Origin of the sequence: Streptomyces sp. NPDC058619 (assembly GCF_042717785.1) — a bacterium.
Classification (GTDB): Bacteria; Actinomycetota; Actinomycetes; order Streptomycetales; family Streptomycetaceae; genus Streptomyces.
This window is the reverse complement of record NZ_JBHXQN010000016.1, coordinates 1-16718: the sequence shown is the minus strand read 5'-3', so window position 1 is coordinate 16718 and position 16718 is coordinate 1. Positions and strand designations below refer to the sequence as shown.

17 protein-coding genes and 1 pseudogene are annotated in these 16718 nt (G+C 74.6%); 9 read left to right on the top strand and 9 right to left on the bottom strand.

Annotated elements, in window-relative coordinates; all coding sequences use genetic code 11:
* The first annotated feature begins 45 nt into the window (after positions 1-45).
* The gene (locus tag ACFWTC_RS17885; RefSeq protein WP_384028783.1) at positions 46-774 is read left to right on the top strand and encodes a GAP family protein; all 729 of its coding nucleotides are present in this window, start codon (positions 46-48) and stop codon (positions 772-774) included.
* 207 nt (positions 775-981) lie between these two features.
* Positions 982-1446: a DUF6325 family protein gene (locus ACFWTC_RS17880; protein WP_383928099.1), complete on the top strand. Its 465-nt coding sequence runs from the start codon at positions 982-984 to the stop codon at positions 1444-1446.
* Between the two features lie 109 nt (positions 1447-1555).
* On the opposite strand, the gene ACFWTC_RS17875 is transcribed toward ACFWTC_RS17880, so the two are convergent.
* The 4 genes from ACFWTC_RS17875 to ACFWTC_RS17860 form a co-directional block, all read right to left on the bottom strand.
* A complete protein-coding gene (locus ACFWTC_RS17875; protein WP_383928102.1) occupies positions 1556-1879 on the bottom strand; it encodes an SHOCT domain-containing protein in 324 nt (107 codons plus the stop codon).
* A gap of 276 nt (positions 1880-2155) precedes the next feature.
* Entirely contained in the window at positions 2156-2584 is a 429-nt protein-coding gene (locus tag ACFWTC_RS17870; protein WP_383928105.1) for a hypothetical protein, read from the bottom strand.
* Between the two features lie 232 nt (positions 2585-2816).
* Positions 2817-3914, bottom strand: a complete 1098-nt coding sequence (locus ACFWTC_RS17865; protein ID WP_383928108.1) for a glutamate--cysteine ligase — start codon at positions 3912-3914, stop codon at positions 2817-2819.
* Between the two features lie 79 nt (positions 3915-3993).
* Positions 3994-4956 (bottom strand): hypothetical protein, encoded by a 963-nt coding sequence (locus ACFWTC_RS17860; RefSeq protein WP_384028785.1) that lies wholly within the window; start codon positions 4954-4956, stop codon positions 3994-3996.
* Between the two features lie 289 nt (positions 4957-5245).
* Between ACFWTC_RS17860 and ACFWTC_RS17855 the strand changes: the two genes are divergently transcribed.
* Both ACFWTC_RS17855 and ACFWTC_RS17850 read left to right on the top strand, forming a co-directional pair.
* Complete coding sequence (locus tag ACFWTC_RS17855; RefSeq protein ID WP_383928114.1) at positions 5246-5833, top strand: DUF2231 domain-containing protein; 588 nt, start codon at positions 5246-5248, stop codon at positions 5831-5833.
* Between the two features lie 393 nt (positions 5834-6226).
* Complete coding sequence (locus ACFWTC_RS17850; protein WP_383928117.1) at positions 6227-7222, top strand: hypothetical protein; 996 nt, start codon at positions 6227-6229, stop codon at positions 7220-7222.
* Here the strand turns inward: ACFWTC_RS17850 and ACFWTC_RS17845 are convergent.
* Positions 7219-7902, bottom strand: a complete 684-nt coding sequence (locus ACFWTC_RS17845; RefSeq protein WP_384028787.1) for a TetR/AcrR family transcriptional regulator — start codon at positions 7900-7902, stop codon at positions 7219-7221. The two genes, ACFWTC_RS17850 and ACFWTC_RS17845, sit on opposite strands and share 4 nt — an antisense overlap.
* Before the next feature lie 120 nt (positions 7903-8022).
* Here ACFWTC_RS17845 and ACFWTC_RS17840 point away from each other — a divergent pair, with 120 nt between their 5' ends.
* Positions 8023-8865 (top strand): patatin-like phospholipase family protein, encoded by an 843-nt coding sequence (locus tag ACFWTC_RS17840; protein WP_383928123.1) that lies wholly within the window; start codon positions 8023-8025, stop codon positions 8863-8865.
* Positions 8866-8978: 113 nt separating this feature from the next.
* On the opposite strand, the gene ACFWTC_RS17835 is transcribed toward ACFWTC_RS17840, so the two are convergent.
* On the bottom strand, positions 8979-9251 hold the full coding sequence (locus tag ACFWTC_RS17835) for a GlsB/YeaQ/YmgE family stress response membrane protein (protein WP_383928126.1): 273 nt from the start codon (positions 9249-9251) through the stop codon (positions 8979-8981).
* Between the two features lie 387 nt (positions 9252-9638).
* Between ACFWTC_RS17835 and ACFWTC_RS17830 the strand changes: the two genes are divergently transcribed.
* A complete protein-coding gene (locus ACFWTC_RS17830; protein WP_383928129.1) occupies positions 9639-11627 on the top strand; it encodes a copper resistance CopC/CopD family protein in 1989 nt (662 codons plus the stop codon).
* 153 nt (positions 11628-11780) lie between these two features.
* On the opposite strand, the gene ACFWTC_RS17825 is transcribed toward ACFWTC_RS17830, so the two are convergent.
* Positions 11781-12524: a DUF1775 domain-containing protein gene (locus ACFWTC_RS17825; RefSeq protein ID WP_384030590.1), complete on the bottom strand. Its 744-nt coding sequence runs from the start codon at positions 12522-12524 to the stop codon at positions 11781-11783.
* Positions 12525-13369: 845 nt separating this feature from the next.
* Here ACFWTC_RS17825 and ACFWTC_RS17820 point away from each other — a divergent pair.
* On the top strand, positions 13370-13960 hold the full coding sequence (locus ACFWTC_RS17820; RefSeq protein ID WP_383933293.1) for a GNAT family N-acetyltransferase: 591 nt from the start codon (positions 13370-13372) through the stop codon (positions 13958-13960).
* Positions 13961-14065: 105 nt separating this feature from the next.
* Here ACFWTC_RS17820 and ACFWTC_RS17815 read toward each other — a convergent pair whose 3' ends face one another.
* Positions 14066-14386 carry a DUF4436 family protein gene (locus tag ACFWTC_RS17815; protein WP_383933290.1) on the bottom strand — a complete coding sequence of 107 codons (321 nt, stop codon included), beginning with the start codon at positions 14384-14386 and terminating at the stop codon, positions 14066-14068.
* A gap of 32 nt (positions 14387-14418) precedes the next feature.
* A complete protein-coding gene (locus ACFWTC_RS17810; RefSeq protein ID WP_384030592.1) occupies positions 14419-15582 on the bottom strand; it encodes an agmatine deiminase family protein in 1164 nt (387 codons plus the stop codon).
* Between ACFWTC_RS17810 and ACFWTC_RS17805 the strand changes: the two genes are divergently transcribed.
* Both ACFWTC_RS17805 and ACFWTC_RS17800 read left to right on the top strand, forming a co-directional pair.
* Positions 15464-16237: a serine/threonine-protein kinase gene (locus ACFWTC_RS17805; protein WP_384074244.1), complete on the top strand. Its 774-nt coding sequence runs from the start codon at positions 15464-15466 to the stop codon at positions 16235-16237. The genes ACFWTC_RS17810 and ACFWTC_RS17805 overlap by 119 nt on opposite strands.
* Positions 16183-16718 (top strand): annotated as a pseudogene (locus ACFWTC_RS17800) (hypothetical protein); the annotation flags it as partial. The gene ACFWTC_RS17805 and the pseudogene ACFWTC_RS17800, both read left to right, overlap by 55 nt.

Below are 16718 nucleotides of genomic sequence, written 5' to 3'. Positions count from 1 at the left end.
CCGCCCCGCCGTCCGGGGACGGGCACGGGGGTGGGGTCCGCTGCCATGGTGCTTGACCTGTTCCTCATCGGCCTGGCGGTGACGCTGTTCCCGCTCCCCGTCATGGCCTTCGTCCTGGTCGTGGCCGGATCGCGCGGGGTGCGCAACGGCCTGGCCTTCATCCTCGCCTGGCTGGCCTGCCTGGTCGCCGTGATGGCGGTCGTCCTGCTGCTCACCGGCGGTCAACCGCCCGCGCCCCGCTCGCCCCCGTCGATCGCGGCGCTCGTGGCCACGCTCGTCATCGGGATCGGCCTCGTCGTGTACAGCGAGCGGCGCCGCCGCCGCGGCAGACGGGCGGAGACGGCCCCGGAACCTCCCGGGGCCGATCCGACCGACCCGTCCGGCGCATCCGGTACTTCCGTGACATCCGGTACGTCCGTAACCTCGGGCACGTCCGTGACCTCCAGGACGGACGACGCCACCGGGTGGTCCGCGGCGGCCCTCGCCGTGTTCCTCCAGCCCTGGGGGATGGTCGGCGCAGCCGCCGCCACCGTCGTGCAGGCCGACCTCTCCCACGCCGAGTCCTTCCTGGCCCTCACGGGCTTCTGCGTCCTGGCCACCTCCACCCTGCTGGCCATGGAGCTGTACATGGTGTTCTCGCCGGAGAAGGCCCAACGCGCCCTGCTGGGCCTGCGCGGATGGCTGGAACGCCACAAGGACCCGGCGATCGTCGTCATCTGTCTTCTGCTGGGACTGTGGCTCGTCGGCCGGAGCCTCTACCAGCTCACCGGCTGACCCCGGCACCCGTCCCGAAGCCCGGTGAGACGCCGGGGGCGCGGGCGCTTGGCGGTGGCGCCGGGCGAAGGTGCGGGGCCCCACGGCGGGTGCTGCAATGAGAGCAGAACCGTGTCCGCGGCCATCGAAGCGCCCCCCGGCCACCGGCCCGCGGAGGCGGGGCGCCGCGGAACCACCGCGGGGCCGGGCCACGCGCAAGGAGTGCTCATGAGCGACGATATCGAAGACATGGGCCCCGTCGACTACCTGGTCGTCGAGTTCCCCGGAAACCGCATGACGGGCGAGGCGTTCCCCCTATTGATCGACCTGGTGGAGAAGGGCATCATCCACATCCTCGACCTCCGCTTCGTGCAGAAGGACGCGGGCGGTACCGTCACCGCCCTGGAACTCACGGGCCTCGACGACGACACGAACTCCTTCGCCCTGTCCCTCTTCGAAGGCGCTTCCTCCGCACTGCTCGAACAGGACGACCTCGACGAAGCGGGCAACGCCCTCCAGCCGGGCAACGCGGCCGCGATCCTGGTGTACGAGAACCGGTGGGCCGCCCCCTTCGCCCGGGCCCTGCGCCGCAGCGGCGCCCAGATGGTGGCGGGGGGCCGCATCCCCGTACAGGCCATCCTCGCCTCCCTCGACGCCGAGGAAGCCGCCGAAGGCGGTCGGCCGCCGCAGTGAGCCGGCCGTTGCACGCCGGAGCCGCAGGCGGGGACGGGGTCTGTGCCTGCGGCTCTCCTCCAGTGGCCGACCAGCGGTGAACGCGGCTGGCGCGGTCGGCGCGGGGCGGTCAGGTGCCGAGGATCGCGCTCTTCTGCTGGGCGAACTCCGCCTCGGTCAGGATGCCCTGCTCCTTCAACGCTCCGAGTTCCTTGAGCTGGTCGATCCTGCCGGCCATGTCGTCCGCCATCGAGGGCGCGGCAGCGGGTGCTGGTGCCGGTGCGGGTGCGGCGTACTGCTGCTGCGGCTGCTGCTGGGCGGACTGCTGCTCCTGGGCCGGGTTGTCCTGGTCGGCCCACCGGCCCGCCTGGCGCCGCGAAACGCGGTTGGACACCGCCGTCGCCGTACCGGCGACCGCCGCGGTGCGGGCGATGCCCCGAAGAAGACCAGCCATGTCGTTCTCCCTTGCTGACGGGGCCGGCTCGACGGGCGGGCCGTCCGCCCCCCACCGCTTTCCAGCATCGCACCTGCGTCCGGTGCCCGCCGCGCCACGGCTCCGTCCCGCAGACCGGGAGACGGGCCCGCCGCACGAATGACCGGAGGTGGCCGTGGACGTACTCGTCGCAGCACTCTGGGGCGCGGCGGGCGCCGTATCGCTGGTCATCGGTGCCCGGGTGGCGGTCCACTCGCCACCACGATGATCCGGGCGGCCGTTACGCGGCAGCCGTCGTCAGCACTTGAGCCCGGTGGCCGCGGCGGTCGTGGCCTGGTCCAGCTGCTGGATCTGCGGCTGGAGCTGGGTCAGCGCGTCCTGGCCCGTCGTGTCGCCCGGCAGGTCCTCGTACCCCTTCTTCAGGCCCTCGGCCGCGTTCTGAACGGCCGACCGCTCGGCCTCCCTGAGCTGGCTCACGTTCTCCTTCACGCTGTTCCAGTCGTCCTGGACGGCCTGCTGGGCGTCCTTGACCTGGTCCTTGGTCGCGGTCGCCGGGTTGAGCGCCTTGAGCTTGGCGTTGTCCGCCTTGAGCAACGACAGGTCGGTGCACAGCTCGCTCGCGGCCTTGGTGGCCTCCTCCGAGGGCGAGCTGCTGTCGTCGGAGCAGGCGGCCAGACCGAAGAGCGCGGTGGCGCAGAGCAGTCCGATCACGGGAAGACGCTTCATGGAGACTCCTCGATGGGGATGGGGCCGGTCGGATCCACACGGAACCCATCACCACATACACACGAGCGCGTACCCTCCGCACCCGCACGCCCGCCGTCCGGCTCCCGCGACGATCCGCCGCGCCCCCGCCGTCCCGCCCGGGACCAGGCGGGTTGCGGCCCGGGGGAACCGTACGCGGATCCCTCCCCGGCGGAGCGCCGGCCGGGTGAACGGGTCCCGGTCCGCGGGCGGCTCAGCCGGTGGTGGCACCCGCGGTGATCAGGGCCGCGACCGCGGGGAGACCGGTCGCGGCCAGCGCCCGCCGCTGCCGGTCGGCCGCCGTGCCCTGCCGGAGGAGCCGGTGGACGAGGGACCTCACCTCGCGGTAGTCACCGTTCTCCTCCAGGGCGGGCCGGACGTGCCGCAGGAGCGCGCCCAGCACGTCCGCGCCGCGCCGCAGCCGGCCGCCCGCCGGATCCATCAGGGTGCCGCTCAGCCCGTGCCGGGCCGCGTGCCACGTCGCCGCCTGGATGACCTCCGGTCGGCACAGTGCGGGAGCGGCCCCCGCCCTCTCCTCGGCGATGGCGGTGGCGACGAGGCCGCGGACGAGTCCGGCGAGCATCACCGCGTCGTCCGCCTCCAGCTGTACGTCACAGCAGCGCACCTCGACGGTCGGGTACCGCTCGGAGAGCCTCGCCTGCCAGTACATCTGACCCCGGTCGGGGATCAGCCCCGACTCCACCAGCCCGTCGGCTCGCGCCTCGTAGTCCGCGAGCCCCGCGAAGTACGGTGCGGGGCCGCTCACCGGCCAGCGGCCGAAGACGATCGTGCGCCAGCTGGCGAACCCGGTGTCCCGGCCGTCCCACAGCGGCCCGTTGGCGGACATCGCCAGCAGCGTCGGGAGCCAGACGCGCAACCGGTTCAGGACCGCCACCCCGGTCTCCCGGTCGGGGACCCCCACGTGCACGTGCATGCCGCAGATCAGCTGCTCGTCGACCAGCAACCGGGCTTCCGAGCGCATCTCCAGGTACCTCGCCGTGTCGGTGACGGGTACGGGCAGGACGTCCCTGACCGGCGCGGTCGCGGAGACCGCGATGCGGCAGCCGTTCGCCTCGGCGGAGGTGGCGACCGCGTGGCGCAGCCGCAGGAGGTGACCCCCCACCTCCTCCAGGGCCGTGCACACGGGGGTGGCGACTTCGATCTGTGCCTGGAGCAGTTCGTCCTGGACCTCCCGCTCGTCCGCGATCGGCGCCAGGCTGGCCGCGGCCCGCACCCGCCGCACGAGCGGAACGGGCAGCAGCGTCTGCGGATCGACCAGCAGGTATTCCTCTTCGACGCCCACAGTGATCATTCTCGGTGGGTACCCCGGACCCGACCTGATCACCCCGGCGGGGGCGCCGTTTCGGCACGATGGGCTACGCATTCGCGCGTCAGGGGCAGGTTGCGGCGGGGTCGTCGTGCGTGAGGACGCAGATCATCTGCTCGCCGCGCCGGTGGTCCGGATAGGTGGCCCGGAGCTCGGCCCGGAAGTCGTTCCACTGGCGGGTCGTCTCGGCGGTGGCCCCGGCGACGGCACGGTCGAAGTTGTCGCCGGTCTTCGAGCGCCGGGACGCGGCGGTGTCCTTGTTCAGGTCACGGTTGTGGGTGATGCGGCCCGCGCAGTCGCCGTCCTTGACGCCGGTGGAATCGAAGTCGGAGTAGCAGCCGGTCGCCAGGTCCTCGGGGATGAGCGCGCGGGCCTCCCTGGTCCAGTCGGCGTCCTCCATGCCGCTGTAGCGGCGGACGTCGAGGAAGGGCGCGACACCGGTACGGGCCAGTCCGGAAGGATTCCCGATGCCGACCGCACCCGGGGCCGCCCGGTCGGACCAGTTCGAGTGGGCGTAGAAGTCCTGGACCGGGTGCCAGCTGCGGCCGAGCTCCTCCAGTACGTCGCACTTGGCGGGACCGGGCGTCTCCTGCCACGTACAGGGGGACGACTGGTCGCTCTGGTCGGCCCGGACCGCTCCGCGGGCGTCGACGAGGCCGTCCGCCGCCCGGACCGCGTTGCGGAAGTGGGCGACGGAGGTCCGGATGCAGGCGAGCAGCTCGGTGGTGGCCTCGTCCCGGCTGCGGGGATAGTCCTCGACGTGCCGCGGGGCGAGGTAGTCGGCGTTGTCGCAGTGCAGGGGGCCGATGAGGAAGTACCCGCCGTGGTCGTCGGCGTTGACGGCCCCCTTGCGGGCATCCGCCATGGCGGAGAGCGTGGCCGACTCCCAGGACAGGGCCGCGCGCGTCACGCTTTCGTGATTGCCGCCGGTGAACGCGAGCGCGGGTCCGCCCGGTACGGCGGCCAGGGCGATCACGAAGGCGGCCGCGGCGGCCGTTCGCACCAGGTGCGGCATGCGGTTCGACACGGGACGCTCCAGTCGTCGCGACGGAGTCGGATGTCCGGCATCCAGCCTAACCAACGAACGGTGCGGACGCCGGGGGCCGTGCGGGACATCGGAACCGCGGGCCGGGACGCACCCGCGGGACTGGACGGACCCGCGGGCCCGGACGGACCCGCGGGCCCGGACGGACCCGCGGACAGCACCTTCGGGCGGGGGCGCCGGGCATCCCACGGTGAGCCGGGCGCCCGACCCGTTCGGAGGCAGTCGGCCCCGCGCGCGCGACCGGGGCCGCCGTGCCGGGTAGGCGTCCGGCATGAACAGCACACATGCCGTCGACACCCCCGGGACGAGCCGGCCGGGCGCGGTGCTCCGCACGGGATCCGTCCGGTGGCTCACGGCGCTGGACCGCATCGAGCGGACGACCGCGGCGGACCCGGCCGTCCGCGCCCTCCAGCGGGGGATCCGCGCGCTTCCCCTCGGCGGGGCGCGCGACCTGCTGCGCGGACGGCCCATGGGCCACCCCCTCCACCCCGTACTCGTGCAGGTGCCGATCGGCTGCTGGCTCTCGGCCGCCGTCCTCGACGCGGCCGTACCGGGGTCCCGGACCGCGGCGGCGACCCTGACGGCGGTCGGGCTCGCGGGGGTGGGCCCGGCCGCGGTCGCCGGCTGGGTCGACTGGGCGGACCTGCCGCCCGAGCAGGCCCGGGTCGGCCTGGCCCACGCGCTCACGAACGCGGCCGCCGTCACGTGTTACGCGGTCTCCCTGGCGGCCCGGCTGGGCGGCCGCCAGGCGAAGGGCCGGCTGTGGTCGCTGGGCGGCCTGGCCGCGGTGGCCCTGACCGGCGCGCTCGGCGGGCACGTGGCGTACCGGCGGGCCGTCAACGCCGACCCGGCGGGCTGACGGGCTGACGGCCGCCCGTGTCCGAGGGGCCGCCCCCGAGCGCGGAGAGGCCCACCCCGCGGTCCGGGGAGCCGGCGCCACGGATTCCGCCGCGTCGACGACGCCCCGCTGCGGCCGTACCGGAGGACTGCCCGGATCCTCGCCTGCCTGCCTGCCTGCCTGCCTGCCTGCCTGCTGCCGGTCCGGCCCTGACCGGTTCGTCTCCGTACGCGCACGGCAAGGGGTGCGCGGTCCGGGCCCCGGCACGGTCCCGCTGCGGCCCGCGGGCATTGGAGTGGCCCGCGCCGCGCGGGAGGGCGTGGCTCCCGCCCGGCTCACGGCCGCTGCCTAGGGTCGTCGGGACCAGGCCGGCACGGCACACGGCCGACCGCTCCGGAACAGGTGGGTGGAATCGTGGAACGCACCACGGCCGAGCCGCACGCACACGAGCCCCGGACGCACGAGCCCCGGGCGCACGCGGTCCCGGCCCGCGCCGGCCGGACACCCGCGGGCCGGACCCGGCCGCGGATGGCCCGCCGCCTCGCCGCCCTCGCCGGACTGCTGCTCCTGTGCGCGCTGCCCGCGGGACCGGTGGGCGCCGCCCAGCCGGACGACGTACGGTCGCCCCTCAACCCGCGGCTGTACGTCTCCGACTACGGCAACAACCGCGTCGTCACCCTGCCCGCCGAGGGCGGCGGTCAGACCATGCTGCCGCTGGACGGGCTGGTGCGACCGACCGGCCTGGCCTGGGACCGTACGGGCGGCCTCTACATCGCCGACACCGGCAACAACCGCGTGGTGCGGTCGTCCCCGGACGGGAGCGGGCAGTTCACCGTTCCCACCGAGGGTCTCTCGCGCCCCCTGGGCCTCGCCGCCGACGCCGCCGGCACGCTCTACATCGCCGACAGCTTCAACGACCGCGTCGTGAAGGTGCCCGCCGACGGCAGCGGCCAGACCACCGTTCCCACCACGGGACTCCTGCACCCCTGGGGCCTGGCCCTGGAGCCCGACGGGGACCTGTACATCTCCGACTTCGTTAACGACCGCGTCGTGAAGGTCTCCGCGGTCGGGGGCGGGCAGTCCACCGTCCCCACCACCGGACTGTCCCAGCCCACCGGCCTCGCGCTGAGTTCGGCCGGGGACCTCTACGTCTCGGACAGCGGCAACAACCGCGTGGTGAGGATCGCCGGTGGCACCGGCGCCCAGACCACCGTTCCGACCAGCGGCCTGAGCAGCCCGCTCGGCCTCGCGCTCGACGCCCAGGGCATGCTCTTCGTGGCCGACGCCTTCAACAACCGCGTCGTCCGCGTGCGCCCCTCCGACGGTGCCCAGACCACCCTGGACTCCTCCGGCCTCAACACCCCCACCGGCCTCGCCTTCCCGCCGCGCCGCGCCCGCCCGATGGTCTAACCCACGCGGGTGCGGTGCGGGCCCAGGTCCCGCAGGACGTCGGCGAGTTGTGCGGGTGCGAGGGCGGCGGCGGGCAGGGCGGTGGGCGGTGTGCCGGCGGTCCGCAGGCCGTCCAGGAACAGCGTGAGGTAGCGCCGCCACGCCTGCGGGGCGGTGGCCGTCAGTGCGGGTACGGCTCGGCCGAGCGCGGCGAGCGAGAACAGTACGTCCTCGGTGGTGACGTCGGGGCGCACCGTGCCCTGCCGCCGGGCGCGCAGGATCAGGAGTTCCATGGTCTCGCGGTTGTGCGCGTGCACGGCGTCCAGGGAGGGCACTCCCTCGACGCCGGTGGTCATCAGGTCGTTGGTGCCGCGGTCGGCGGCGAGCACGGCGAACACGGTGGCGAGGTACGCGGCGAGGGCGTGCCACGCGTCGTCGGCCTCGCGCGCCGTGTCCCCGGCGGTCACCGTGCCGGTCAGCGCGCCGTGGAAGACCTCCTCGACGAGGTCGGCCCGGGTGGGGAAGTGCCGGTAGAGGGTGGCGTTGCCGACCCCGGCCCGGCGGGCGATCTCGTCCAGCGGGGCGTCCAGGCCCTGGGCGGCGAAGGTCTCCCGGGCGGCGGCGACCAGCAGTTCGCGGTTGCGCCGCGCGTCGCGCCGAACCGGCACGGGCCGCTGCGATCGCTCCGGTCCGAGCGTCATGTCGATCCCTTCCCCCACGGTACCGGGGACCATTCCCCGGTACCGATGCTATCGTCGGATTCGTAGCGGGGAGTACTCCCCGTTTTGTTTCGGCGCGTACGGACGAAGGGCGGGACGGCCGTGGAGGAGCGTGCGCTCGTACTGGGCGGCGGCGGCATCATCGGGGGCGCCTGGGCGATGGGGATGCTCGCCGGCCTCGCCGACGCGGGCATCGACCTGGCGGGCGCCGACACCGTCATCGGCACCTCGGCGGGCTCGGTCATCGGGGCGCGGCTCACGTCGGGGGTGAGCGTCGAAGAGCTGTACGGGGGTCAGCTCGACGGCGCCCCGGTGCTCGACGTCACGGTCACGGCCGGTCAGACCGCGCGCTTCCTCTGGGCGGCGCTCGGCTCGCGGGACCCCGCGCGGTCGGTCCGGCGGCTCGGGCGGGCCGCGTTGGCGTCCCGTACGGTCGCCCCGTCCGCGGTCGTGGAGGCGGTCGGCTCGCTGCTCGAAGGGGTCGACGCGTGGCCCCGGCGGGACCTGCGGCTCACCGCCGTCGACGCGCGGACCGGTGAACTGGCGGTCTTCGACGCGGCCTCGGGGGTGACGCTGCCCGAGGCGGTCGCGGCGAGCTGCGCGGTACCGGTGGTCTGGCCGCCGGTACCGGTGGCCGGGCGCCGGTGGATGGACGGCGGCAGCCGCTCGACGGCCAACGTCCACCTCGCCCGGGGGTACCGGCGGACCGTCGCCCTGGCGCCGATCCCCGGCGCGGTCGGGCCGCACCCGCACGCCCTCGCCCAGGGGGAGGAACTCGCGGCGGCCGGCGCCCGGGTCGCCGTCCTGACCCCGGACCGCACGGCCCGCCGGGCCTTCGGACGCGCCATGCTCGACCCCGCCCGCCGAGCCGACGCCGCCCGCGCCGGCCGCGCCCAGGCGGCGGCGTGGGCCGCAACGGTGGCGGCGGTCTGGGACGGGCCCTGACGCCGGGCGGCTGAGGCGGAGGCCCCCGCCGACGGGCGGGGGCGGGAACGCGTCAGGGGTTCGCCCGTGAACGGGCGAACCCCTGTACGTGTGACGCCGCGCGGGGCGCGGTGTCAGGCGTGGCTGCGACGGCCGCCGGTGACGACGCGGTAGATGACCAGGAGGATCACCGAGCCGATGATGGCGGCGATCCAGGTGGAGAGGTCGAAGAACCCGTCGATGGAGTCGACGCCGAATATGACCTTGCCGAGCCAGCCGCCGAGCAGGCCGCCGGCGACACCGATCAGCATGGTGATGATGATGCCGCCCGGGTCCTTGCCCGGCATCAGCGCCTTCGCGATGAAGCCTGCAAGCAGACCGATGAGGATCCAAGCGATGATGCCCACGATGCGTCTCCTACCTCGTCGTATAAAGCCTGTGTCAGAACACCGTCTGTTCTCTGTGGGAGCTTTCAAACCTGCGTAATCCGCCGAACTCGACGGGCCGCGGCGATCGGCGGCGAAAAACGGAGCGGGGGAGCCGCCGCGGAGCGGGCGCACCGTACAGGGAGAGCGCCCCCGGCCGGGCCCCGCGGGCGGGCTTTAGCCGAAGATGCGCAACCCCCTCCGTCCCCGGGCCGGCAGTACTAGGGTCCACATCTCGCCATGAGTTCCCGCCCTGCCCGCGTCCGTCCCGTCGCCCCGGGGGAGCCCCACCGTCCGACTCCCGCCGTGCACGACCGGACCCGGGCGGCGGTGCCACCTCCGGCGACCGCCCCCGGAGACTGCCTCGCCATGCACACTGGATCGCCGACCTCCACGACGCCGCGGACCGTCCTGGCCCTGTTCGCCACCCTGTTCACCCTGATCGCCCTGCTCTTGGGCGGGGCGGGGCCGGCCTCCGCGCACACCGCCCTCAGCGGTTCCGACCCCACGGACGGCACCGTCCTCAAGACGGCTCCGCGCCAGGTCACGCTCACCTTCACCGAGTCGGTCAGCTTCTCGGACGACTCGGTGCGCGTGTTGTCGCCGGACAACGAGCGCGTGAACCCGCGCCCGGCGCACCAGGTGGACGGCCAGGAGAACACCGCCCGGGTGGAACTGTCCGACGGGATTCCCCAGGGCACGTACACCGTGGCCTGGCGGGTCGTCTCCGCCGACGGCCACCCGATCTCCGGCGCGTTCGTCTTCTCCGTCGGGCGGCTGTCGGAAACCGCCGCCGTGGTGGCGACCGGCTCACCGGACGACACCGCGGCCAGCCGCCTGTACGGCTTCTTCCGGTATGTCGCGTACAGCGGCCTCGCCCTCCTCGTCGGAGCCGCCGCGTTCGTGCTGCTCTGCTGGCCCGGCGCGGGGGCGGCCCGCCCGGTGCGCCGCCTGCTCGTCGCGGGGTGGGCGACGCTGGTGGCGTCCACCGCCGCCCTGTTGCTGTTGCGCGGCCCGTACGAGACGGGCGCCCCGCTCACGTCGGTGTTCGACCCGTCCGACCTGGGCCGGACGCTCACCGGGAGGCCCGGTATCGCGCTGCTCGTACGGCTCGTGCTGCTCGCGGCCGCCGCGGCCGCGCTGCGGTGGCCGACCGTACGGCTCGACCGGCAGGGCGGCGGAGCACCGCCACCGCTCCCCGGCGCCCGGGTCCGCGCGGCCGGAGCGGTGCTCGCCCTGGCGCTGGCGCTCACCTGGGCCGCCGCCGAACACGCCTCCGCCGGCATCCAGGTGCCGCTGGCCGTCCCCGTCGCCGTCCTGCACCTGCTGGCCATGGGGGTCTGGCTGGGCGGCCTGATCACGCTGGTGGCCCTCCTCCGGCACCGGGGGTCCGGCGGACGCGGCGTCCCGGCGTCCGCGATCGGCCGCTTCTCGACCCTGGCCTTCACCGCCGTCGCCGTCCTGGTCGCCACCGGGGTCTACCAGTCCTGGCGGCAGGTCGGCTCCTGGGAGGCGCTGACCACCACGTCGTACGGCAGGATCCTCCTCGTCAAGATCGCCGCCGTGCTCCTCGTCCTGTGCGCGGCGTCCTTCGCCCGCCGGTGGACCGCCCGACTTCTCCCCGGGGCGCTGCCGGTCACGGGGACGCGGGAGGTGCCCGAGCCCGAGCGGGTGAGGGTCGCGCAGACGGTCGGCGCGCCGCCGGCCGCCGCCCCCGAGCCGACGGGCGCCGGTGGCGGGGCCGAGGCGTCCGCCGACGACGCGGCCGAGGTACCCATCGACGACGCGGCCGAGGCGTCCGCCGGCGGAGTGCCGGGCGACGGTGCCGGGCCGCCACCGGCGGACGCCCCGGCGGCCGACGACCGGTACCGGCGCGGCCTGCGCCGTACGGTGACCGTCGAAGCCGTACTCGGTGTGGTGGTCCTCGCGATCACCACCCTGCTCACCGGCACCCAGCCCAGCCGCGCCGCCGGCGAGAGCGCCCGGGCCGCCACGGCGCAGGAGCCCCAGGCGAAGGTGGTCACGCTCCCGTTCGACATGGGGACGGCCGGCCGCCGCGGTACGGCGCAGGTCACGCTCGCGCCCGGACGCGTCGGCGAGAACACGGTGGAGGTCGTGGTGTTCACCGCGGACGGGGGCCTGGCCACCGTCCCCGAACTCCGCCTCACGCTCACCCAGGAGGACCTGAAGATCGGCCCGCTCGACGCCAAACTGAAGAACCAGAAGGGATTCTGGGCAGCCTACGACCTGCGCCTGCCCATGCCCGGCGAGTGGATCCTGAACCTGACGGTGCGCACCACCGACATCGACCAGGTCACCGTGCGCGAGAGCGTACGCATCACCTCCCCGCAGCGGTGACGGCGTCCGGGTAACGGCCCCGCGGCCGTGGCCGGCGCCCGGCGCCCCATCGGCGCCGGTGCCGGCCACGGCCGCACCGGTTCCGCACCGGTTCCGCACCGGTTCCGCACCGGTTCCGCACCGGTTCCGCACCGGTTCCGCACCGGTCAGGTTTCAGGTCCGGCCGCGGCCGCGGCGCAGCCACCAGAACGTGCCGGCGGCGGCGAGCAGTACGACGGCCGCGACGACGCCGACGACGGCGCCGGTACCGCTGCCCGCCTTCTCACCCGCCGTCTGCGGGCTCGCGGAGGCGACGGGAGCGGAAGGGGCCGCCGCGGACGGCTGGACGGACGGCTCGGCGCTCGGGGTCGGGGACGGCGACGGGCTCGGGGCGATCGGCTTGGCCCCCGGTGCCGCCGCCTTCAGTTGCAGGAGCGGGGCCGGATTGTCGACCTTCTCGCCGTTGGCGGGCACCTCGATCCAGCGGGAGACCTTCCCGTCGCCGTAGGTCTCCAGCGTCTTGAACGCCAGGGACTTCTCGTCGGGCAGCTGTCGGACCGTGATGCTGTACTCGGCGTCCGTGCCGGTGGCGAGGGCGGCGCCGCCGATCGCGTACCCGTCCGGGGTGGCGGCCAGCTTCCACCCCTCGGGCGCGTCCTTCAGCGTCACGGTGTCCGGGGCGATGCCCTTCGGCAGGACGACCCGGAGCTCCGCGATGCCGACGGTGTCCGACTCCGCCTCGGAGGTGAAGGACAGCGTGACGTTCTCGGCGAGCGCACGCGGGTCGGAGGCGGTCACCCCGGCGTGCGCGGCGGCCGGCCCGGCGGCCAGGCCCAGGACCACCAGGGCGCCGAGGCCGGCGAAGCCGAGCCTGCGAAGGTGCGTACGGGTGTCTGATCCGGTGTCTGATCTGGTCACGATGGCGGAACCCTCTCGGTGTGCGGGGCGGGCCTCGCCGTGTCGGCGCACGGCCCGCCGGGATCAGGGGAACGTCTCCCGCACACCGGGCGGGAGGCCCCCGACGCACCAGCGCGTGCCAGAGCCTCGTCGGCGACGGCCGCGGGGCCGGGCCGTCGAGCGGTACGCGCACCGTCCGCGGGCGCGGCCGTACGCGGGACCGGCAGCGGATGCCGAAGGCCGCGCGGGCCGTGGCGGCCGCCGCCCCGGCCCAGCGGTTGACCGTCTCCGGCAGCCGGCTGAGCACCCGGTCCGCGCGGTACATGAGGAGGGCCATCACGCACGCGGCCACGCAGTGGGCCGCCGTCATGGCCCACGGGCCCTCGTGCGCCGCGCGCGCGGTCTCCGGCACCCCGTCGTACCCCTCGGGATGCCCGTGCCGTACGGGATGCCGGACGGACACGGCCCGGTGCAGCAGGAGTTGGGCGGCCCCGGTGGCCGCGAGCACCTGCCGCCGGGAACGGGAGGTCCGGGCCGCGGGCCACGAGCAGGCGAGGACGCCCGCCGCCCCTGGCGCCGTGCCCTGCCAGGACACCGCGTCCCCCGAGGCCAGTCGGTGGGCCACGACGGCCAACACCGAGCTGAGCAGGGTGAAGACGACAGCACGCAGCCGCTGTCCGCTCCGCCGCGAGGGCTGCGGACACGTGAGCGTCCCTGCGCGGGCTCCGGCCATGTCGGGGTCATCATTCACCGCGCCCCGGCACCGGCAGGCCCCAACTGTCAATTGCGGAGCACTTTTCCCGCTCCCGTCGGGCGGCGGCGGAAAGCGTTGGCGGCCCCGGCGGTCAGGGCCGTAGCATCCCGCCGTGATCGATGACGAGTCGAACGATGCTGCGGAGTCCGGGCGAGTGCCGTGCTGGCGGGGGAGGACGGTACGCCTCGCACCGCTCGACGCCGACGACGCCGAGCTGATGCACACCTGGCGGTCCGATCCGGTGGCCGCGCACGAGATCGGCTTCTGGCCGCGCTCCCTCTCCTCCCTCCGCGAGCGCATGGAGCGGGACAGGGACGATCACGAGCGGGACGACTTCACGGTGCTGCTGCCCGACGGCACGCCGATCGGCCACATCGCCCTGGTCGAGCAGGACATGATCGACGGCACGGCGTCGGTCCACTTGATGATGGACCCGCGGCACCGGGGACAGGACCACGGCACCGACGCCTTGGACGCACTGACCGACCTGGCCTTCGGCGAGCTGCCCATGCAGCGCGTCGAGGCGATCACCCACACCGGTAACACGGCGGCGCTGGCCGTCCTGGCCAAGGCGGGATTCGTGCACGAGGGCGTCCGGCGCTCGGCCTGTCTGCATCGCGGACGCCGCCTCGACATCGCCGTCCTGTCCCTGCTCCGCGCGGAGTGGGAGGCGCTGGACCGCCCGCGGTCGTGGGACCACTGACGGCGTCGTCGGGGCTGCGCCGCCGGCCTCGTCAGGGTTCCGCGCGCACCGGCGGGTCGGCGGTGCGGCGGGGTTCGGCTCGGATGCCCGCGACGACCACGGTGATCAGGCAGAACGCGATGACGGTCTCCGCCCAGAGGAGTCCTCCACGGGGGAGACGCCGCCGGCCTCGGCCAGTGCACCCCGGGGCGTCACCAGGACGCGCGGCATCATCTCCCGCCCGGCCGCGTCGACGTGCTGGACCGCGGCCTGGACGTCGACCCGGTCGGCATCGGCCCGGCCCGCGGTGTACACCGTGTCCAGGGCCTGGCGCTCGCCGAACTGGAGCCAGGCCCCCGCGGCGACCGCCGCCACGATGGCGAGCAGGACCAGGCCGGGAAGCAGCGGAACGCGACGCGCGGGGGAGGAGTGTCTGGGCTGGGACACGGTGTCTCCGGTGGTGCGCGGGTGTTGGGGGGTCAGGCGGCGGGTGTGCCGGATTGGTCGTGGGTGGAGCAGTGGATTCCGCCGCCGCCGGAGGCGATGGTGTCGATGGGGACGGGGACGATGTCGCGTTCGGGGAAGTGTTCCCGGAGGATGGCGCGGGCTCGGTCGTCGGCTGTGCGGTCGCCGAATTCGGGCATGAAGACGGCGTCGTTGGCGATGTAGAAGTTGGCGTAGGTGGAGACGAAGTCGTCTCCTGTTCCGGTGGTTTTGCTGAGGTCGGGTTGGGGGAAGTCGATGACTTCGAAGCGTCGGCCGCGGGCGTCGGTGGTTTTAATGAGGACGGATTTGGCCTGGTCGGCGGAGCGTGACCAGGAGTCGGCGGGTGTGGTGGGGTGGGCGCGGTCGAGGAGGACGACGCCGGGGGCGGTGAAGCGTACGAGGCTGTCGACGTGGGCGTCGGTGATGTCTTCGCCGCGGACGCCGGCGAGCCAGATGACCTTTTCGACGCCGAGGGTCTGTTTGAGTTCTTTTTCGATCGTGTCGCGGTTCTTGCCGCGGTTGCGGTTGTCGTTGACGATCGAGCTCTCGGTGATGAGGAGGGTGCCCTTACCGTCCGGCTCGAACGAACCGCCTTCCGCCACGAGGGGTGCCTGGACGCGGGGGATCCCGTACTTCTGGAGCACGGCGCGGCCGACCGCCCCGTCGTTCTTGTGCTCCTGCTTGTTGCCCCAGCCGTTGAAGTTGAAGTCGACGCCGACGGCCTTGCCGCCCTCCTCGACGAAGACGGGGACGGTGTCGCGCGCCCACATGTCGTCGACGGCCAGCGGTATCACCTCGACCTGGGAGCCGCAGGCCCGCTGGGCCGCGTCGGCCTGGTCGGGGCGGGCCATCATGACGACCGCCTCGTACTCGCCGATCGCCCGGGCGATGCGCGCGATGTCCTCGCGCACGTAGCGCAGGTCCTCCGCCCAGACCGAGGTCAGCGCGGGCCAGGCCATGAACGTACGGGTGTGGCTCTCCCACTCGGCGCCCAGGCGGCGCTTGGCACCCGACGGGACGGGTGCGGAGGATCCGGCGGTGGCGCCGGCCTGGGCTCCGGTCGCGGAGGGACCGCAGGCCGAGGCGCCCGCGACGACGGCGCCGATCCCGGCGAGGGTGCGAAGGACGGTCCTGCGGGTGGGGGGCTGGAAGGACACGGGGGACTCCGATCGTGGACCGCGGAAGAGGGTGCTTCCGCCAGGGCGGGCGCGGGAGTATCACGTGGGCCGACAAACCGGGCTACGGACAAGAGTGCGCGCTCCGCACCGCGAACGGCCGCTCGGCACGAAAGGTGAGGCGGCCTCGTGTGGCCACTGTGCCACTGACTGGATTTTCAGTCAATCCAGGGACGGGCTGGCCACGGCCTACGTGCCCGGACCCACGCTGCACGAAGTCGTACGGCGGCGCGGGCCGCTGCCGGCGCGCACCGTCCTGCTGCTCGTCGCGGGCATCGCCGAGGCCCTCCAGGGCATCCACCGGGCCGGCGTCGTCCACCGCGACCTCACACCCGCCAACGTGCTCGTCGCGGGGGACGGTCCCCGGGTGATCGACTTCGGCATCGCGAGGGCGGCGGACGCCGCGGCCCCGACCGGCACCGGCCTGCGGATCGGCACCGCCGCGTTCATGGCCCCCGAGCAGGCGCCGGGCCGCCAGGCGACACCGGCCACCGACTTCTTCGCGCTCGGGGCGCTGGCCGCGTACGTGGCGGGCGGGGCGCCGCCCTTCGGGCCGGACCGGAGTCCGGCGCCCTGTACCGGGTGGTCCACGAGCATCCCCACCTCGGCGGCGTACCCCACGACCTGCGCGACCTGATGGCGTGGTGCCTGGCCAAGCGCCCCGCGGACCGTCCCTCGACCGTCGAGCTGATCGCCGCCGTGCACGCGCACCCCGCGGTGGGCCCGCGGCCGGAGTTCACCGACGGCTGGCTGCCCCGCCCGGTCCGTGACGAGGTCGGGGGCCGGGGGAGCGCGGGGCGGGGGGACTCCGGGTGGGGGGAGCCCGGGTGGTCCGCGCCGGCGCACCTCCAGGCCACCCGGGCGGCGCCGGCGCACACGGGTGCGGGAGACGCCGTACCGGCAGCTCCCACCGGGCCCGGGGCCGGGCCGCGTGTCCCGGCGGGCGGGCCCGGGGGCGTACCGGAGGCGGTGGCGCCCGCTCCGGGGCGGGCCATGGCGGGCGCCGACCCCTCCGCCCGTACGCCGGAGGCCGCCCCGGCGCCGGTGTCCCGCCCCGGCCGCCGCGCGCCGAGGCGCGGGCGGCGGCGCCTGCCGGCGGCGGCCGCGGCGGCGGCCGC

Excerpts from the sequence above, each read along its gene's own strand:
- ACFWTC_RS17875 (WP_383928102.1), bottom strand. The coding sequence starts at position 1,879 with ATGGCTGGTCTTCTTCGGGGCATCGCCCGCACCGCGGCGGTCGCCGGT.
- ACFWTC_RS17830 (WP_383928129.1), top strand. The coding sequence starts at position 9,639 with ATGCACACTGGATCGCCGACCTCCACGACGCCGCGGACCGTCCTGGCC.
- ACFWTC_RS17885 (WP_384028783.1), top strand. The coding sequence starts at position 46 with ATGGTGCTTGACCTGTTCCTCATCGGCCTGGCGGTGACGCTGTTCCCG.
- ACFWTC_RS17845 (WP_384028787.1), bottom strand. The coding sequence starts at position 7,902 with ATGACGCTCGGACCGGAGCGATCGCAGCGGCCCGTGCCGGTTCGGCGC.
- ACFWTC_RS17870 (WP_383928105.1), bottom strand. The coding sequence starts at position 2,584 with ATGAAGCGTCTTCCCGTGATCGGACTGCTCTGCGCCACCGCGCTCTTC.
- ACFWTC_RS17855 (WP_383928114.1), top strand. The coding sequence starts at position 5,246 with ATGAACAGCACACATGCCGTCGACACCCCCGGGACGAGCCGGCCGGGC.
- ACFWTC_RS17865 (WP_383928108.1), bottom strand. The coding sequence starts at position 3,914 with ATGATCACTGTGGGCGTCGAAGAGGAATACCTGCTGGTCGATCCGCAG.
- ACFWTC_RS17880 (WP_383928099.1), top strand. The coding sequence starts at position 982 with ATGAGCGACGATATCGAAGACATGGGCCCCGTCGACTACCTGGTCGTC.